Raw genomic sequence first — 16755 nt, forward strand, 5'->3', positions numbered from 1 at the left:
TTAGGTGAGGTTATGACAGATGAAAATAGGTGAATTTGCAAAAAAACATCATGTATCCATTGATATGATCCGCCATTATATGGATTTGGAACTCCTGCTGCCACAGAAACTTGGAAGCCATTATTCCTTTAAAAAAGAAGATAGTACGGATCTCTTGGAAATTTTAGAATTCAAGAAAATGAATTTCTCACTAGCAGAGATACAGAAGATATTTGCATACAAGCGGCTTACAGCGATGAAAACCAGTGAAGATCAACTGCATTACAAGAACTTTCTAGAAACAAAGAAGGATGGGCTCCTTCAACAGCAGAAGGAACTAGCACGAGTACTAGGGTATTTGGAAGAGAAAATCAAAGAAATACATTTAGAAGATTCAATTCCCCATCGTTTCCTTGGCATGCCTCTTTCCTTTGTTACATCTATCTATTGTCCTCTATGTGGTAATAGTCTCCCGCTCTTAGGAGGTCACATCGAAAACAACATGCTGATAGAAGGTCTCTTCCAGTGTAACTGTGGTTATTCTGCCGAGGTTTCTAAGGGCATTTTCATATCTCTAGATGATAAAGATCGGGATCGTATTATCCCTATCGATACGACCCACACTACCCTGGATTACGTAATGAATACCTCTACAAAATTTATAAATTTCATGTACAGAGCCATCAATATGGTGAAAGAAACGCTTAAAAATGAAATATTATCAAATGCTGTTATTTTAGAGCTTGGTACAGGGTCCGGTCTCTTAATTCGTCAGCTATTGAGGCAGCTTCCGCTGGATGCTTTCTATATCATCACAGATCATGATCTCAACAGAATACACCATGTGAAAGACTATCTAGAGCGGGAATCTCTCCATAAGAATTTCGTGTTTCTATGTACAGATTTTGAGAAACTTCCACTTGGCAATGCTTCAGTAGATTATATCCTTGATTATTGGGGATCCGTCAACTACAATCTCAAAGCAACGAAGTTTTTACCACAGGTATTATCCTCTAAGATGAAGGAAAATGGAAAGTATCTAGGTGTATTCGTGTATTTTAATAAGTTATCCAAACGGTTAAAACATCTATCAGAGCAAAATCGTCGTTTCTACCATGCTGAATATTTAGAAAAACTATTTGCCAACGATAGCTATAGCACTTTAGAATACAAGGAATTGGGCACGATCGATGAGGCTGGGATGTATGAACCGCTCATCGAAGGCGGCTCTGTTTCTGAAGTTTACTGGCATGGAGAGAAGCGATCTTAGAAACATGGGGCTAACCCCATGTTTCTTTCATATTTATTCTTAATTTCTCCTTCTCGCCTATTGACCTTGTGGAAACACCATCCTTTAGAATGAAAGAAACAACACGTGTTCGTGTAAAAAATCGTAAAGGATGGTTGTAACAATGATATCTATATTGAAAAACAGAAACTTTTTTCTTCTATTATCCGGCAAGCTTGTGTCTCTTTTAGGAAATTCCATTTATCATATCAGCCTCATTTGGTATGTGCTCTCTCTTCCTGGAGAAGAAAACGGGAAAATCCTCACATGGGTTATGGTGGCAGGCCTTGTCCCGGCTGTGGTTCTTGGAGGCTTTATTGGTGGATTTGTTGATCGATACAATAAGAAAAAAATCATTGTTTATTCCGATATTTTATCTGGGATTACGGCATTAGTCCTGGCTTTCCTTCTAAACCAGCAGCTGTTAACACCCATCCATCTCCTCCTAGGCACATGCATTCTATCTATATCGACTTCGGCCCTGTCCATTGCCGTAAGAAGTGTTCTTCCAGAGATATTGGAGGAAGCCGAGCTTCAAGCTGCCAATGCCTCCAATCAGTTTATCGAGCGGCTTACCAGTCTATTGGGCCTTTTGTTTGGTGGTATTCTTGTATCATTTTTAAGCATACAGACGATCTTCCTCTTTAACGGAATATCTTTTTTGGTTTCATCTCTTTGTGAGATGTTCATTCAATATATCCCTACCGCTAAGTCACACCCACTAACTGATCGCAGTTCCCATTTTAGGGATGATTTTCAGCAAATTTTTAAATTCTTATTCCAAAACAAAGATATTCTTACCTTGATGTTCATATTTACCTTTGTAAATCTTTTATGGGATCCCCTTTTTATGATTGTGGTTCCCTATACATTAAAAACTGAGTTTGCGGTAACACCCTTGCAATTTGGTGCCATTGAAGCAGCCTTGGGTTTAGGCTTCTGCCTAGCTGCTATTTATTTTTCAAGACACCCTGCATTTCTTCATCATCATAGTGTATTGTTTTATTCTATCCTGGGTGTAAATTCCCTCATCATTCTTTTTGCTATTCCGATCATGTTTTATCCATTCTTTACTGGGTTGAAGCATACGCCCATATACTTTGTCATTGCACTGATTTTGGCAGGTGTTTTTTCGGCTGCCCTCAACATCGCCGTTGCTACCCATCTGCAAAAGATTATCCCAGCAAACCTACGAGGTAAGTTTTATGGTGTATCAACCAGCATTGCCCAAGGACTGATTCCCCTTTCAGGTGTAGTCATGGGAAGTTTTATCGGCAAGATCCACTCTTATGTATTTTTCGTTATTTCTTGCGGCCTGGTTTATATGGTACTGCTATTTGTTCCTGCAGTCACCAGAATTACCAAGGATTTATACAAAATAAAACAGCAGGACTACGCTTAATTTCTATCATCCATTTATTCATGTGATATTCCATGGACCTGTTTTGAAGCCCACACCTAAATAGGTTCATAAAATTTGAAAAAGGGTGACACTATGTCACCCTTCCTAACTCCACTTCGGTGCTCTGAATTCCCCTTCCTTGATCCGATTACTTTCTTCCTCGGAAACAATGTAGGCAGAAACACCCTGCTGATCATATTCTTTTACCTTCTTAATCGCTTCCTCCCGTGTCATTGGCTGAGAGATTGAAGCATCTGTTCGTATAACATACTTTTTATCCATGAATTACCCTCCTTCAATGATTAAAATACTAAAGAAATTCGCTGGCCTTTCTTTAGTATTCCTCAATCACAGGAAGAAAGATTCATGTTTCCTATTGACCTTTTGCACAAAGTTCTGCAATTTTCACCACTACTTCCACAGCCTTTTCCATGGAGAAAGTAGGAATATATTCGTATCTTCCATGATAATTATGGCCGCCTGTGAAGATATTGGGTGTGGGTAATCCCATGTAGGATAAGCGGGCTCCATCGGTGCCGCCACGGATCGGTACAATGACAGGCTTTACATCAACTTCTTCCATGGCCTGATGGGCAATTTCAACCACGTGTTTTACCTCATCGATCTTTTCCTTCATATTGTAATACTGGTCTTTCATCTCTAAAACTACTGTTCCGTCACCATATTTTTCATTCAATGCGTCAACAACACTTTGTACGGCTGCTTTTCTTTCCTGAAACTTGTTTTTATCAAATTCTCTGATGATATAATTCATTTTTGTTTCTTCTACATTTCCTTCAATGCTATTCAAATGATAAAAGCCTTCATAGCCCTCTGTATGGCCAGGCGTTTCATTTGAAGGCAGCATACCTGCCAGCTCTGCCCCAATAAGGGTTGAATTCTTCATTTTATTTTTTGCAGAACCTGGATGTACATTTCTTCCATGGATAATGATTTTGGCACCCGCTGCATTAAAGTTTTCGTATTCCAACTCACCTATAGGACCTCCATCCACAGTATACGCAAAGGCTGCACCAAATTTTTCTACATCAAATCTATCTGCGCCTCTTCCGATTTCTTCATCGGGTGTAAACCCAACCTTTATGGTCCCATGGGGAATCTCTGGATGTTGTATAAGATATTCCATGGCAGTAATAATCTCTGCAATCCCTGCTTTGTTGTCAGCACCAAGCAGCGTAGTCCCATCGGTTGTAATGAGGGTTCTGCCTACATATTCCTCTAACTCAGGAAAATCCCTAGGGGAAAGAATGATATTCTCCTTTTTATTTAAAACAATGTCTCCACCTTCATACTTTACAAGCTGAGGCTTGACATCGGCACCAGCCATATCAGGACTCGTATCCATATGGGCAATAAACCCTACCACTGGTACATCTTGGTCTATATTAGATGGCAGTGTGGCCATGATGTACCCATTCTCGTCCAATGATACCTCCTTTAACCCGATTTCCTCCATCTCCTTAGCTAAGTCCTTCGCCAATATCATTTGACTGGCAGAGCTCGGGCAAGTAGCCGATGCCTCATCAGCCTTTGTATCATATTTCACATATCTTAAAAACCTTTCAACAACTTTTTCCATATTTATGACTCCCTTCCTTATATTCCCTCTATATTGTAGCACTTTTGCGCTAATTTTAGAAGATTCTACTTTTTAAATTCCCTTTCAATAGAATTCCCTATACATTGAATTTCTATATCTAGGCAATAATAGTTCTAGAACATTGAAAGTCATCAATTTCAATATATTAAATGAAGAAGGAGGCATATTATGCAACAACAATACTTAGATTCATTAAAGGTACTAAACTTTGCTGACTTGTCAGAAGACCAAGAGAAAAACCTAAGAGATTTGGAGCGCAAATTTAATAACGAGTTTGGGAAAGAAGTCTATTTCATGGTTATGGAGAAGTAAGTTTCATGGATACAAATAAAAAGCACCCAGGGTGCTTTTTATTTTAACAAGCTTAAAAACTCCATATTTTTTTTTCGTACATAGGCCATGGTTGCGTGATCTGCATGACCGGGATAGATCACCATATCATCAGGCCATTTAGAGACTTTGTTTACGATAGAACGCTTCATTTCACCCTCTGAACCATCCTCTAAATCGGTTCTGCCCAGGTCATCATCAAAGATCGTGTCCCCTGTGAAAATAATGTTTTCATTAACTACTCTTAGACACATACTGCCATGGGTGTGTCCCGGGGTATGAATAACCTCTAGGATTACCTCTCCTGCCCGTATTTGATCTCCATCGGATACTAGCTTATCAGCGGTAATAGCTACAGGTCTTCGATAACCGCCGATAGAATGATTGATCTCAGGTGTTTTTAAACCAATGGCATCTTTTTTATGTATATAGACAGGACAAACGTATTTTTTTTTGATTTCCTCTACAGCTCCTATATGATCGTAGTGATAATGGGTCAAAACAATGCCCTGTACTTTCAAGGAATTTTTTTGAATATACTTTAGTAATGTTTGACTTTCGTCTCCTGGGTCTATGACCAATGCTTCTAAGGAATGTTCGTCATATATGATATAGCTATTGCTTTCTAACATGCCTACCACAAATCTTTCAAATTTCATAGGATACCACCTTTCTATTCCGCCAAAACTAAAGAAAAGCTCTATTAACAGAGCTATCAAATGGAGCGGGCAACGGGAATCGAACCCGCACAACCGGCTTGGGAAGCCGGGACTCTGCCATTAAGCTATGCCCGCAATTATAATGATAGCTCCATTATAATTTTTTTTCCTAATATTGTCAATATTATAAATATCTTATTATTAGTCTATTGTTCTTTTGCAACCAGTATATTATGATAAGACTAGAACAATAATTGCACATGGGTGAAAGGGGCAGATGTAGCTTGAGCAAGCAATTTCTGGATTTAGAGAAAGATATTCATGAACTCAAACTCAGACAGATGGGTGCTGAGGTTGAGGATATCAGGGGAATTATGCACTATGTATGCTTTAAACTTGATGGTACATCCGTAAAATATGTTTATCACATCAATAAAAAAGGAAAATATTTTCTACAGAGACGTTCCCCATACCCATTAAATGTGGGTACATACGAATCCAAAGAAGATATAATAAATATCATTCAACATGATCTGGCACAAATGAAGAATGCAAAAAAAAGCAAAAAGTTTGACAAATTTATTGAGATTAATCAATCCTTAAGCATCACTATGAGAAACTTTGAAGACTTATTTTTATATTACAATGTTTCCCGTACACAAACAGAGAAACTCGAAGAAGCTTTACAGCAATTTAAAAGTTTAATCCTTGAGACGCGAGATATGAGTGAAAGAGTATATTTTGAAAAGGACCCAGATACCCTATAATGGGTTCTTTTTTTTATAAAAACTTTGTTATTTTTTCGAATATTGATGAAAATAATAGTATAGCTTGCTATTATCCACCTATTCTCCAATAATCATTTTTAAAGCCATTAATCATATGAATATTATTCTATACAAAGTTTTTATATTTCGTCAAAAAGATGTAAAATGAATACATTGTTCTATTTATCTTTGTTAGATAAATGAGGGAGGGATATGTTTGCCAGGTTCTTTACACTTCATTGCTGCAATCATCATTTTTATTTCTATTTATGCCATCATCATCTCAGAAAAAATAAATCGTACCACGATCGCTTTTTTTGGTGCAGTATTAATGATTTTGCTCAAAATCATTGGTCTAGATCAAGCGTTCGAGACCATTGATTTCCATACCATTGGTCTACTCATAGGTATGATGATCATGGTAAATATATTGAAAAGAACAGGCGCTTTTCAATATATTGCCATTAAATCTGCTAAACTTACGAAGGGGGATCCTTGGTATATCTTGGTCATGTTAAGTACCATAACAGCCATATCCTCAGCCCTCTTGGATAACGTAACCACCGTTTTATTGATTGCTCCTGTTACCTTGGTGATTACAGAAGCCTTAGAAATAAACCCAATACCTTTTATGGTAGCCGAAATTCTTTCAGCCAACATTGGCGGTACAGCCACTTTAATTGGTGATCCTCCCAATATTATGATCGGAAGTGAAACAGGCTTAGGTTTTATGGATTTTCTTATAAACTTAGCCCCGGCAGCCTTTGTAATCTATCTAGTAACTCTCTTTATATTGAAATTCATCTATAAGTCTCAACTTAAGGTTCAGGAGGAACTCAAGGCTAAAATCATGCAGTTCAATGAAAATCTAGCCATTACGGATAAAGTTTTGTTGAAAAAATCTCTGATTGTCTTAGCCTTCACCATTTTAGGTTTCGGACTTCACCAATTTGTTGGCCTTGAAACTGCCACGGTTGCCCTTACGGGTGCTTCAGTATTGCTGTTAATCAGCAAAACAGATCCAGAAGAAATTTTCCATGAGATTGAATGGCTTACAATTTTCTTCTTTATCTTTTTATTTGTTTTGGTGGGGACCTTGGAGGAAGTTGGCGCTATCGAAATGATTGCAAAAGGTGTAGTTGATATTACCCAAGGCAATCTATTAATGACGGCTTTGCTTGTTCTATGGATTTCTGGAATTGCCTCTGCATTCTTAGACAATATACCTTTTGTAGCTACCATGATTCCATTGATTCAAAGTATCGGTGCGCTTACTTCTATTAATATTACACCATTATGGTGGGCTTTAGCCCTTGGAGCGTGTTTGGGAGGAAATGGTACATTGGTTGGTGCATCCGCCAACGTGGTCGTCGCAGGTATTCTAGAAAAACATAAACACCGAATTTCTTTCGTTGAGTATATGAAAATCGGTTTTCCACTGATGATTGTATCCATTATCATTTCTACAGTATATTTATATGTCTTTTATTTGATGTAATCTGAGAATGATTAAGGCCTGAGGGTATATCCCTCAGGCCTTTCAAAATTACGATAAGCTGTTATAGCCCATGCTTTGGTTGCCGCTATTCTGTACTTTTTGTTTTACTTTTTGCACTTCCTGCTGTCCTATGGCTGTTGAATTCATTAAACCTGCTGCTCCGCCAACTGTAACATTGGATGTCATTCCCTGTACCATCATGTTCGAGTTATTCATTTTCTGCTTTACTTTCTGAATCTCGCCTTGATTTACAGCACTGGAATTGTTCAAGCTAGGTCTGTTTCCCATAAGATCGCTCATATTTGGCATACCTCCACAAGTAATTTTGGCAAGCTCATTGGCTTACAAAGTTATTTTGTGCAAAAACTATCTTTGCATACTATGAAGATAAATCATTCTCTGGTACAAATTTGAACAGCGATACAATATTATCCTTTTGTATCAAATCGTTGAGTTCATACGTATTTTTCTAAATAACCTTGGAATAATAATAAGTGAATTCAATTAAAAAAGGAGATGAAATCATGGATAGATTAGCACTTTTATTGGTAGTGATAGGTGCGCTAAACTGGGGACTTATTGGTTTATTTCAATTCGATTTAGTAGCATCACTCCTCGGCGGACAAGGGTCTATACTTAGCAGAATTGTATATTCACTGGTTGGTCTTGCAGGCGCCTACTCTATTAGCTTTTTATTTAGAGAAAGAGAACGTACTAGACAATAAAAATAGAGGGTAGTTACCCTCTATTTTTATTATTCTATCGTTACGATAGCCTCTGATCTCTTGATTCTTAATAGCAATGTTTCAAACACCCTTAAACGGTGATTCATCTGTTCTGGTCCTAAGTATGCTGTAACAAGATCTTGGCCGATAACTAAATCCATATTTTCTGCACCCCTAGCTAGAAGTACAGCTTTATTTTCACCTAAAACAGGTGTTTTATAAATCTTTCCTCCAACTAACTCTTTTACCCGATCTAATTCTAAAATGCCAGTTCCTTGTTGTAATCGCTGCATCTGCACATATAGATCGGGGCTTACAACCAACACATAAGGTCCATAAAAGCCTTTTCTGACCAGCTTCTCTATTCCTTCTGCCACATCCCTGAAGGCATTTTCACCCTCACGCCAGTCTCCTTTGCTGAGTGTCTGTCGACCCTCCACATTGGTCAAGCCTGGATACTCGTAAGCTGGGTTTCCGTTGAAAATAATATTATCCTCTTTCTGACAACAAGCGGTAGCTGCAATGGCAAAAGGAGATAATTCTATAGGAAGTCCTGTTTGTTTGCTTCTCTCAACATCTCTCCAAGCAATAGACAGGTCTTTATATAACATAGGAATTGCAACATACTTCCTATTGCTGATTTTGATTGGTGCATCCTCTTCTTCTCCGTTAAAATCCACTTTTGTATCCATATCTACGTCCAATGCATCCACATGAATACTATCTATCCCTGCGCCTAGAGGACCGAATATTGGTATAAATCTTCTTCCAATCAATTGTTGGGTAGCTACATTTACTACCACACCATCCACGCGCTCCCATAATTCTCCACTGAATGGTGCATCATCTCTAAATAAATGATCCATTTCCATCCCTCCTATTCTTCCAATAAGCTTCCAACGGTTTTCGCTGGAACAGCCTTAACATCCAGGGTTTTTTCTTGAATGCCTAAATCCTCAAGCATTTCTCTTACCTCTTCTTCTCCCTCTGCAAACAATTCACCTTCACGAGGATCTAGGACTCTTAAAAGCGCCATGAGTTCACCCACATGGGCTTTTTCTTCGTCTCGAATATCTGCAAGCACTTTCTTAGCAATAGGGTTATCTGTCGCTTGAACATGTGCATCATAAACATAGATAGCTTCCAACTCTCCAGCAATATCTAGCCTTATTGCTTGAACTAATTCTTCATTGCTTATTTTTCTGTTCACATTCCCTGCAAAGGGATTTGCAAAGCTTGGCATATGTATAACCTCCTTGTAATGTTTTTCCATTAAATTATACCCCTTATCATTATATACAATCAACAATTATTTAAATATTCAGTTTTGTGCGTAAATAAATAAGTAGAGGAAGGGGGTCCTCTACTTATTTTATTATCTGGATAATAATTCTATGAATTTATCTACCTTTTTTCTTTGCTCAGCGTCAAGCAATCCAGACATCTGTCTTAACATATGAAGCTTTTGTATCATATCCTTCTTCTCTTTTTCTGAAAAACCTTGAATCAGTTTATTCATTTCCTTTTCCACTTGTTCAGGATTCATTCCACCATACTGATTTGCTAGTTTTGCAAACTGCTTCATTTGGTCGTCTGTCGGCTGAATATTCCCCGCAGCCTGTGCCAGCTTTTTATTCATTTGATTTAAATTTTTTCTCATTACTTGGACACCCTCCTTCCCATTTATGGTCAATGCTAAAAAACATACTATAATATGCATCATATGCAGCTCCTTATAAAAAGGAACCCATTGAATATAAAGGCTCTGCAAAACACCTGTCCTTTTACACTACTATAATATGAAGTAAGCTCAAAATGGTTACTGGTTGTCTTTTTTTAGAAAAGAAAAAATACAACCCCTCAAGGCTGTATTCCGATACCCGTAAATCTTTATTCGCTTTGGTGAGATAATTCTCTGTTCAACAAAATCAAGAAAAGCAATACCATTATTAAGAATAAGATAATCATGCTGAAACCCACAGCTTCGTTGAATACATCATTTACCCTTCCAATCACCCAATTTGCCATCATATTGATGCCGCTTGAGGCTGTCATTACTACACCCAAAATACTATTTAAACCTTTCTTAAAGGATTTTATCAATACCACCATCATCGTTGGATAGACAATCGAAAAGAAAAATCCCCCGATAGAAATAACAATCGTTAAATTCTGATCGCCGAATACACCAATGATGAGGCAGACCAATGCTAGAGATACGAATAAGAATACACTTCGCATATACCCTAGTTTCTCCGCGATGAAGCCGCCCACCAGCCTACCCACAGTAAATATCATAAAGAAAATAGATAGATAAGATGCGCTGCTTAATTCCGTCATGCCCTTTGCATGTTGTAGATATGTGGCGAACCAGTTGGCCAATCCTACCTCTGAAGCAACATAGAATCCCAATAAAAGTGAGAACAAAATGACTCTTCTATTCTTAAGTATTTCCAGCAAAGAAATTTTTTCTTCCTTCTCGCTTTCTTCGATCTTTGGAAACTTACATAGAAGAAAATAAATCAAGACCGCACCCACAGGAATAAGTCCATAACGATAAATGTTTTGCCATGTAACACCTGTATTCAGTAATCCCCCGGCAAATCGCGGTCCTATGGTAGCACCGATTCCATAAAAGAAATGCATAAGATTCATCATAACACCCTGATTTTTTACAAAAATGATAGGGGCCAAGGTACTGGCCCCTATGGTAAGCAGGCCTATGCCATATCCAAGTACAAACATAGCCAATACAAACAAATAATACACGCCAGCCGTTGATATACCGAATATTGCTGCCAGTACAAAAGCAAATCCTATAAGTATTACCTTCTTCTGCCCAACTCGGTCTGTCATCATTCCGCCAGTGAAAGTTGCCATGATATATCCAAAGGTTGATACCAATATCATGGTAGCTATGCTGGTATAGCTTACCATGAATGCTTCTTTAATAGAAGGTATCAATACCCCTCTTATATTATCTATACACCCCTGTACCAACATCAATCCAAAGGTTAGTACAATTAGCATTTTTCGTGTTCTACTCTCCATTGTGATCCCCCCGTTGCTATAATCCAGTATTTAATTATACGCCTCCTCCCAGCTATTGTAAATGTTTTTTAATTAAACAAAAGCTGATCCTTTGATCAGCTTTTATAGCATTAATACGCCTTCATCCTTGACAATCATTTGAAGAATTTTCTGTTCATCTCCATTGTTGGCATTGATATAGATCAAAAAGGTATCTTGTTTATATTTGGCTCTAAATTCATAACAAAGCACTTCACTACCGCCTTCAGTTGGAATCATCGCCAACCTAGGCTCTGACACCTCTGCTGTCATACTGATTTTTTCTCTGGCTTCCTCCACTGTAATCTTAGGTGGATCAATATTTCTTTGGTAGTTGTTTGACAAGAATCCCTCAGCTTCAAAACCAACAACCTTTCCCACATCCAAAGCAACCTTCACCTTGATCAAATCTGGGTATATGATGATATCATTCTGCTGATAGGCAAAGTTGATGACCATTTGTCCATCATATTTTATGGAATATGTAGGGATCATTCCTTGATAACCCTGTTTTTTCAAAAATTTTTGAGCAGTTTGGATACCTTGTTCCTCCGTGAGTTTAGGTTCGCCTATATTACCAGAATCAAGCATCCATACTACTTTACCTCCAGTCTTTGTCACAGCCATAGAAAGCTCGTGGCTTGCTTCTCCCGACGTCGGTGTTAAACTCACAACGTAGGCGGGCATCATGGTATCATTCAAATCCCCTAAAACATCTGCCTTATATTTTGTCCCATCATTTACAAAGTCCTCAGCAATTCGTTCAATCTCGTTCTGGCTTATTTGTTTGCCCTGTAATCTTGGTTTCTTGCGCTTTAAATGCTCTGAGAAGGGTCCATCATAGATCAGCTCTGGATATTCCCTTATTTTCTCCTCCATGTTTACAAAGCTGGTGGTGAGCATATGTTCATTTACCTCTTCTAATTCCCTGTTTGCCTTTCTCGCCAACTCGCCTATTTTCGTACCCCCATCGGCAATCTGAGCTTGAAGCTCGATCAGCTGTTGAGACAAATGGTTTGAATAGTTGTGCAGCTGTTCGAGGGTATCCATTTCGCTTTGTTCTAAAGGTTTCCCATCAAGATTTTTCCTTGCCAGAGACATACTAAGATCGCCTACCTGAGTAAGGAATTTTTGTGTTTTACTCACGTTGCCATGATCTATAGGCAGCTGACTTAGCTTTTCTTGCGCATCATAGCTAAGATGGGCGATGTCAGCAAATAGTATGACATTCTGTTTAGGTGTCCCTGTTATCATAATCTTTGCTAAGGATACCTGGATGTTTTCTACATCCACGATCATATCATAAAACATACGTTGAAATTGATTTTCTAAATAGATATTATGCTCCATATTTTGCTGATACTGCTGATAGCCCCATACACTGGATCCGATCAATGCTGCTGCTAAAGCAACGATTATTCCTTTACGCATCCCATCACCTCTTTTCTATTTATGAGCAAACCAATGTTTTCCAATCTTTACAGTCGGTGTTCTTGTCCAAATCCATTTACTGGTGGCCGTAGCTGGATTCCAATAATAAATGGCACCGCCTGTTGGATCCCAACCATTTAATGCATCCCTTGCTGCCTTAAATGATGTATCATTTGGTGAAAGATAGATTTGTCCATCATCGACAGCTGTAAAAGCAAGGGGTTGATAAACAACACCAGCAATAGAATTGGGGAAGGATGGATGTCGTACACGATTTAGGATGACAGCGCCTACTGCTACCTGACCTGTGTAAGGCTCTCCTCTTGCTTCTCCATGAATGGCCATGGCCAATAGTCTCACATCATCATTTCTTGATACCCCTCTGCTGGTTGGCGCATAGGCAGTAGTAGATCCTCCTGTCGGTAGTCCTAGTGCCTTTTTCGTTTGGGCACCTATAATACCATCTGCGGTCAGCCCATTTTTACGCTGAAATCTTTTTATGGCATCTCCAGTCTTTGATCCATAGATTCCATCGACAAAACCATCATAGTAACCCCACTGTTTCAGTTTTTGCTGGGCTGCACGAACGGTTTGGTCAGCCTTCACAGATGTAGCTGCTGCAGAAATTCCCAGGGCGCGTCTGGTAGCAGGACCCACCTTACCATCAGCTGTCAGTCCGTTTTTTCTCTGAAACTGTACCACAGCACGATAAGTTCCTGCCCCAAAAACCCCATCTACTACCCCTGTATAATAACCCCATTGTTTGAGCTTCGTCTGCACTTGTCGCACTTCAGTTCCCCTTGAACCCCAAGAAAGGCTTCCTGCAAAAATTGTTTCAATAAATATCACGCCAAACACCAATGTAATCATTAAAGCAATGCAAACAATCTTTGCTATTTTTTTCATCTTCTGTCCTCCTTCCATCAACTTATTTTATTTTTCCTTATTCAACTGTCATTTATTCTTACCTTATTTCAGCATAAAAAGAGAGCGAGCCATTCTTATATGGCTCACTCTCTTTTATATAAGCTTTCCAATTTCCTTGCCATAGTCATAACACATCTTTAAGTCTTCTTCAGTAGGCACATATTTGATTTGCAGCCCTTCCTTCACCAACTGAATCCCCGTTTCCTTTAACTTCTTCTCAATATTGGCCACAGCACCTTTTCCCCATCCATAGGATCCAAAGGATGCACCAAGCTTATTTTTAGGTTTTAGACCCATGAGTTCCTCTAGGAAGTACGCCATATTGGGAATCATTGTATTGTTAATGGTAGAGGATGCAACTAACACCGCCTTGGCGTCCAATACATCTGTAATGATGTCATTCACATCAGAAATAGATACCCTATAGAGTCTTGTGGCAACCCCTTCACTGACAAGCCCATCCAATATGGCCCTAGCCATTTTCTCCGTACTGTTCCACATGGTATCATAGACAATAACTGCTTTCCTTTCACCTTCAGCCCTTGCCCACTCCATATACTTTTCAATGATTTTCTCTGGATGGCTTCTCCAGATCATCCCATGACTAGGCGCAATCATATCAATCTTTAAGCCCATATTTACGATTTCCTCAATTTTCTTTATGATCAACGGACTAAAAGGCATAAGAATATTGGCAAAATATTTTTTGCCTTCCATCATGATCTCCCACAAATCATTCTCATCATCAAAAATTTTGGAAGAAGCTAAATGCTGACCAAAGGCATCATTTGGCAGAAGCAGTGACTCTTCTTCTATATAGGAGAACATGCTATCCGGCCAGTGGAGCATAGGCGCCTCAATAAATCTAATGGTATTTTTGCCAAGGGAAATCACGTCTCCAGTTTTTACAACCTCATAACTATAGTCACCAAAATAATGATGGCCCATGGCATCTTTCCCATTTTTCGAGCAAAACACCTTTGCATTTGGTGCATACTCCATTAGTTTTGGAAAACCGCCAGAATGGTCAGGTTCCACATGGTTTACGATGACATACTCAATCTTTGATGGATCAATAATCTCCTTGATATTTTCCAACATAACACCGACAAAGTCCGCATCTACAATATCAACCAAAGTCACTTTTTCATCTATAATCAAATAAGCATTATATGTAGTTCCCTTTGGCGTATGGTAGGAAGGTCCGTGAAAATGCCTTATATCCCAGTCTATAGCTCCAACCCAATATACACCTTTCTTTATTTCTACTGCGCCCAAAACAATCACCTCTCATAACCAATATTTTCTCATTTTCATTATTCCAATATCCGCCGCAATTTAAACAAATATTCCATGGAAAAAATCTGGGTTTTTCTCAATAAAAAAATAATGGCTCGCGCCATTATTTTTTTATTGTACTAGTAATTTGCTTATGTTGGTGATTCCAGCTGTAAAGCCAGAAATTAATACGAAAAACATAAAACCAACAATCAATGTTTTAACTTTATTCATCTCCATTGCCTTTCTCCTTCTTACCAAAATAATGTATCATGACTTTTGTATTATTTACAGAAAAACATCCCGTTATTCTTTTAGAACAAAATCTTCCGTCTGAAGATTATTTTCATCCTATTCAATCTGTACAAATAGACCCTTCAATTTCCTTACCCCTATGATATATATACCATATTAGACAACCTTTAATCAATTACAATTGTATTACAAATTCTATGATAAAACGTCATAAAGCTAGTCAACGGCTTTATTTTATGCGACTTATAGGTAATTTTACCCAAAAATAATCAGCATGATCGAAAATATATCTAGTGTTTATATCAAGCAAAAAAGACCCGATTGCTCGAGTCTAATGATTGTTTGGTACTATAAACCTGCTGCTTTTTTGATAGCCTGCTGGTGCTGAGGATCAGCTTTATCGTCCTTGTGCCTTAAGCTATTTTTAAAATGTAAATCAATATGCCCATCCATGGCATTACCTTTTACAAAGTCAAAGTTATAGCCTCTGCCATATCCACCGCTTCTACCAGAGACCGTCGTACCTCCAGGTGCCGATTCTACACCTGCATGGGGCATTGAAGTCATGGAACCAGCAATAACCTGATCACCGGTATAAACAAGTACAGGTCGTCTTTCCCAGCTGAACCCACCCCAAATTTCTTTGATGACAGCTGTATCTTCCTTCGTAAGTGCTTCCACATCGGCATGGTTCGTTCCTGCAGTTACCTGAACCTTGAAGGTTTTTCCTGTATCCAAATCTTCAATGGTCAGTACATCATTCTTATCAATCATTTTTGATACTTGGCTCCACCAATCTAAAGCAGCAACACCGCTTCTACTGGAACCTCTACTCACAGCCTGCGTAGTTTTCACTTCTCCCAGCAGTCCTAAAGATTGCATCTTAGAGATGGTACCTTTTCCTACAATTCCGTCTGCTGTCAAGCCATATTTTTTTTGAAAATCCTCTACAGCTTTTTTTGTTATTGACCCAAAATATGTAGTCGTCTTACTGTGGTTAAATACACCATCCTTTTTTAGTGCTGTTTGTATAAGCTGTACATCTCCATGGGTCATACCTAGCTTGTATACATTCTGAGAAAGGCTTGTCCCCTCCGCAGCCCACACATTTGCGCTAAACCCAACAAACATCACCATTAAAACAAAAACCCTTAAAACCATTTTCATTAGTCTTTCCTCCTTACTCCCGTGTAGCTGAACCCACATGCTACGCGAAAAATAATTTGTTAGTACCTAACACCTAAAACCTACTATATCATTTTTGGTTAACATAAATCAAGTATTTTTCTCTTTTGGCTACATTTTCCTGAAACTTTTCCCGCCCTTTTACGTCTTTTATGTTAACCACTGCCTATAGTATACGAAGTATGAAATATATTTGGGGCCTACTATTAAAAAAGTTTTTTGAAAACAGTTATTGCGTAATAGATAAATGATGCGACATAAATGTCGCATAGGCTAAGGTTGAGGTTAAGGTTAAACCCGTAGCGGCGAACAGTGTTCGCCTAATATTTGTAGGAATACCG

Annotated in this window: 18 protein-coding genes and 1 tRNA gene; 6 read left to right on the forward strand and 13 right to left on the reverse strand. The window is 38.5% G+C overall.

Features of this window, described 5'->3' with window-relative positions; all coding sequences use genetic code 11:
* Positions 1–19 precede the first annotated feature (19 nt).
* Together K0R93_RS14305 and K0R93_RS14310 are read left to right on the forward strand one after the other, a co-directional pair.
* Positions 20–1249: a MerR family transcriptional regulator gene (locus K0R93_RS14305; RefSeq protein WP_300302598.1), complete on the forward strand. Its 1230-nt coding sequence runs from the start codon at positions 20–22 to the stop codon at positions 1247–1249.
* Between the two features lie 142 nt (positions 1250–1391).
* Positions 1392–2669 (forward strand): MFS transporter, encoded by a 1278-nt coding sequence (locus K0R93_RS14310; RefSeq protein ID WP_300302600.1) that lies wholly within the window; start codon positions 1392–1394, stop codon positions 2667–2669.
* A gap of 105 nt (positions 2670–2774) precedes the next feature.
* Here K0R93_RS14310 and K0R93_RS14315 read toward each other — a convergent pair whose 3' ends face one another.
* Together K0R93_RS14315 and pepT are read right to left on the reverse strand one after the other, a co-directional pair.
* Entirely contained in the window at positions 2775–2951 is a 177-nt protein-coding gene (locus tag K0R93_RS14315) for a hypothetical protein (RefSeq protein WP_300302602.1), read from the reverse strand.
* Positions 2952–3042: 91 nt separating this feature from the next.
* Complete coding sequence (pepT, locus tag K0R93_RS14320; RefSeq protein ID WP_300302604.1) at positions 3043–4269, reverse strand: peptidase T; 1227 nt, start codon at positions 4267–4269, stop codon at positions 3043–3045.
* Positions 4270–4458: 189 nt separating this feature from the next.
* Here pepT and K0R93_RS14325 point away from each other — a divergent pair, with 189 nt between their 5' ends.
* Positions 4459–4602 carry a polynucleotide phosphorylase gene (locus K0R93_RS14325; protein ID WP_300302606.1) on the forward strand — a complete coding sequence of 48 codons (144 nt, stop codon included), beginning with the start codon at positions 4459–4461 and terminating at the stop codon, positions 4600–4602.
* 38 nt (positions 4603–4640) lie between these two features.
* Here K0R93_RS14325 and K0R93_RS14330 read toward each other — a convergent pair whose 3' ends face one another.
* Together K0R93_RS14330 and K0R93_RS14335 are read right to left on the reverse strand one after the other, a co-directional pair.
* Entirely contained in the window at positions 4641–5279 is a 639-nt protein-coding gene (locus K0R93_RS14330) for an MBL fold metallo-hydrolase (RefSeq protein WP_300302608.1), read from the reverse strand.
* Positions 5280–5340: 61 nt separating this feature from the next.
* A tRNA-Gly gene (locus tag K0R93_RS14335) sits at positions 5341–5414 on the reverse strand.
* 149 nt (positions 5415–5563) lie between these two features.
* On the opposite strand from K0R93_RS14335, the gene K0R93_RS14340 reads away from it, so the two are divergent.
* A complete protein-coding gene (locus K0R93_RS14340) occupies positions 5564–6046 on the forward strand; it encodes a hypothetical protein (RefSeq protein ID WP_300302610.1) in 483 nt (160 codons plus the stop codon).
* 217 nt (positions 6047–6263) lie between these two features.
* Complete coding sequence (locus K0R93_RS14345) at positions 6264–7544, forward strand: ArsB/NhaD family transporter (RefSeq protein ID WP_300302612.1); 1281 nt, start codon at positions 6264–6266, stop codon at positions 7542–7544.
* A gap of 48 nt (positions 7545–7592) precedes the next feature.
* Here the strand turns inward: K0R93_RS14345 and K0R93_RS14350 are convergent, their stop codons facing one another.
* Entirely contained in the window at positions 7593–7844 is a 252-nt protein-coding gene (locus K0R93_RS14350; protein WP_300302614.1) for a hypothetical protein, read from the reverse strand.
* Between the two features lie 224 nt (positions 7845–8068).
* Here K0R93_RS14350 and K0R93_RS14355 point away from each other — a divergent pair, with 224 nt between their 5' ends.
* Positions 8069–8269, forward strand: coding sequence for a DUF378 domain-containing protein (locus tag K0R93_RS14355; RefSeq protein ID WP_300302616.1), 201 nt, complete (start codon positions 8069–8071; stop codon positions 8267–8269).
* A gap of 29 nt (positions 8270–8298) precedes the next feature.
* On the opposite strand, the gene K0R93_RS14360 is transcribed toward K0R93_RS14355, so the two are convergent.
* The 8 genes from K0R93_RS14360 to K0R93_RS14400 form a co-directional block, all read right to left on the reverse strand.
* Complete coding sequence (locus tag K0R93_RS14360) at positions 8299–9135, reverse strand: family 1 encapsulin nanocompartment shell protein (protein ID WP_300302618.1); 837 nt, start codon at positions 9133–9135, stop codon at positions 8299–8301.
* Positions 9136–9146: 11 nt separating this feature from the next.
* Entirely contained in the window at positions 9147–9512 is a 366-nt protein-coding gene (locus tag K0R93_RS14365; protein ID WP_300302620.1) for a demethoxyubiquinone hydroxylase family protein, read from the reverse strand.
* Between the two features lie 132 nt (positions 9513–9644).
* Positions 9645–9929, reverse strand: a complete 285-nt coding sequence (locus tag K0R93_RS14370; protein ID WP_300302622.1) for a hypothetical protein — start codon at positions 9927–9929, stop codon at positions 9645–9647.
* Positions 9930–10159: 230 nt separating this feature from the next.
* Complete coding sequence (locus K0R93_RS14375) at positions 10160–11320, reverse strand: MFS transporter (RefSeq protein WP_300302624.1); 1161 nt, start codon at positions 11318–11320, stop codon at positions 10160–10162.
* Positions 11321–11422: 102 nt separating this feature from the next.
* Positions 11423–12769 carry a germination protein YpeB gene (gene ypeB, locus K0R93_RS14380; protein WP_300302626.1) on the reverse strand — a complete coding sequence of 449 codons (1347 nt, stop codon included), beginning with the start codon at positions 12767–12769 and terminating at the stop codon, positions 11423–11425.
* 15 nt (positions 12770–12784) lie between these two features.
* Entirely contained in the window at positions 12785–13675 is an 891-nt protein-coding gene (sleB, locus tag K0R93_RS14385; protein WP_330685173.1) for a spore cortex-lytic enzyme, read from the reverse strand.
* Positions 13676–13789: 114 nt separating this feature from the next.
* The gene (locus tag K0R93_RS14395) at positions 13790–14983 is read right to left on the reverse strand and encodes an FprA family A-type flavoprotein (RefSeq protein ID WP_300302628.1); all 1194 of its coding nucleotides are present in this window, start codon (positions 14981–14983) and stop codon (positions 13790–13792) included.
* Between the two features lie 594 nt (positions 14984–15577).
* On the reverse strand, positions 15578–16396 hold the full coding sequence (locus tag K0R93_RS14400; protein ID WP_300302630.1) for a peptidoglycan-binding domain-containing protein: 819 nt from the start codon (positions 16394–16396) through the stop codon (positions 15578–15580).
* Between the last annotated feature and the right edge of the window lie 359 nt (positions 16397–16755).

It is taken from the genome of Anaerosolibacter sp. (assembly GCF_029240175.1).
Classification (GTDB): domain Bacteria; phylum Bacillota; class Clostridia; order Peptostreptococcales; family Thermotaleaceae; genus Anaerosolibacter.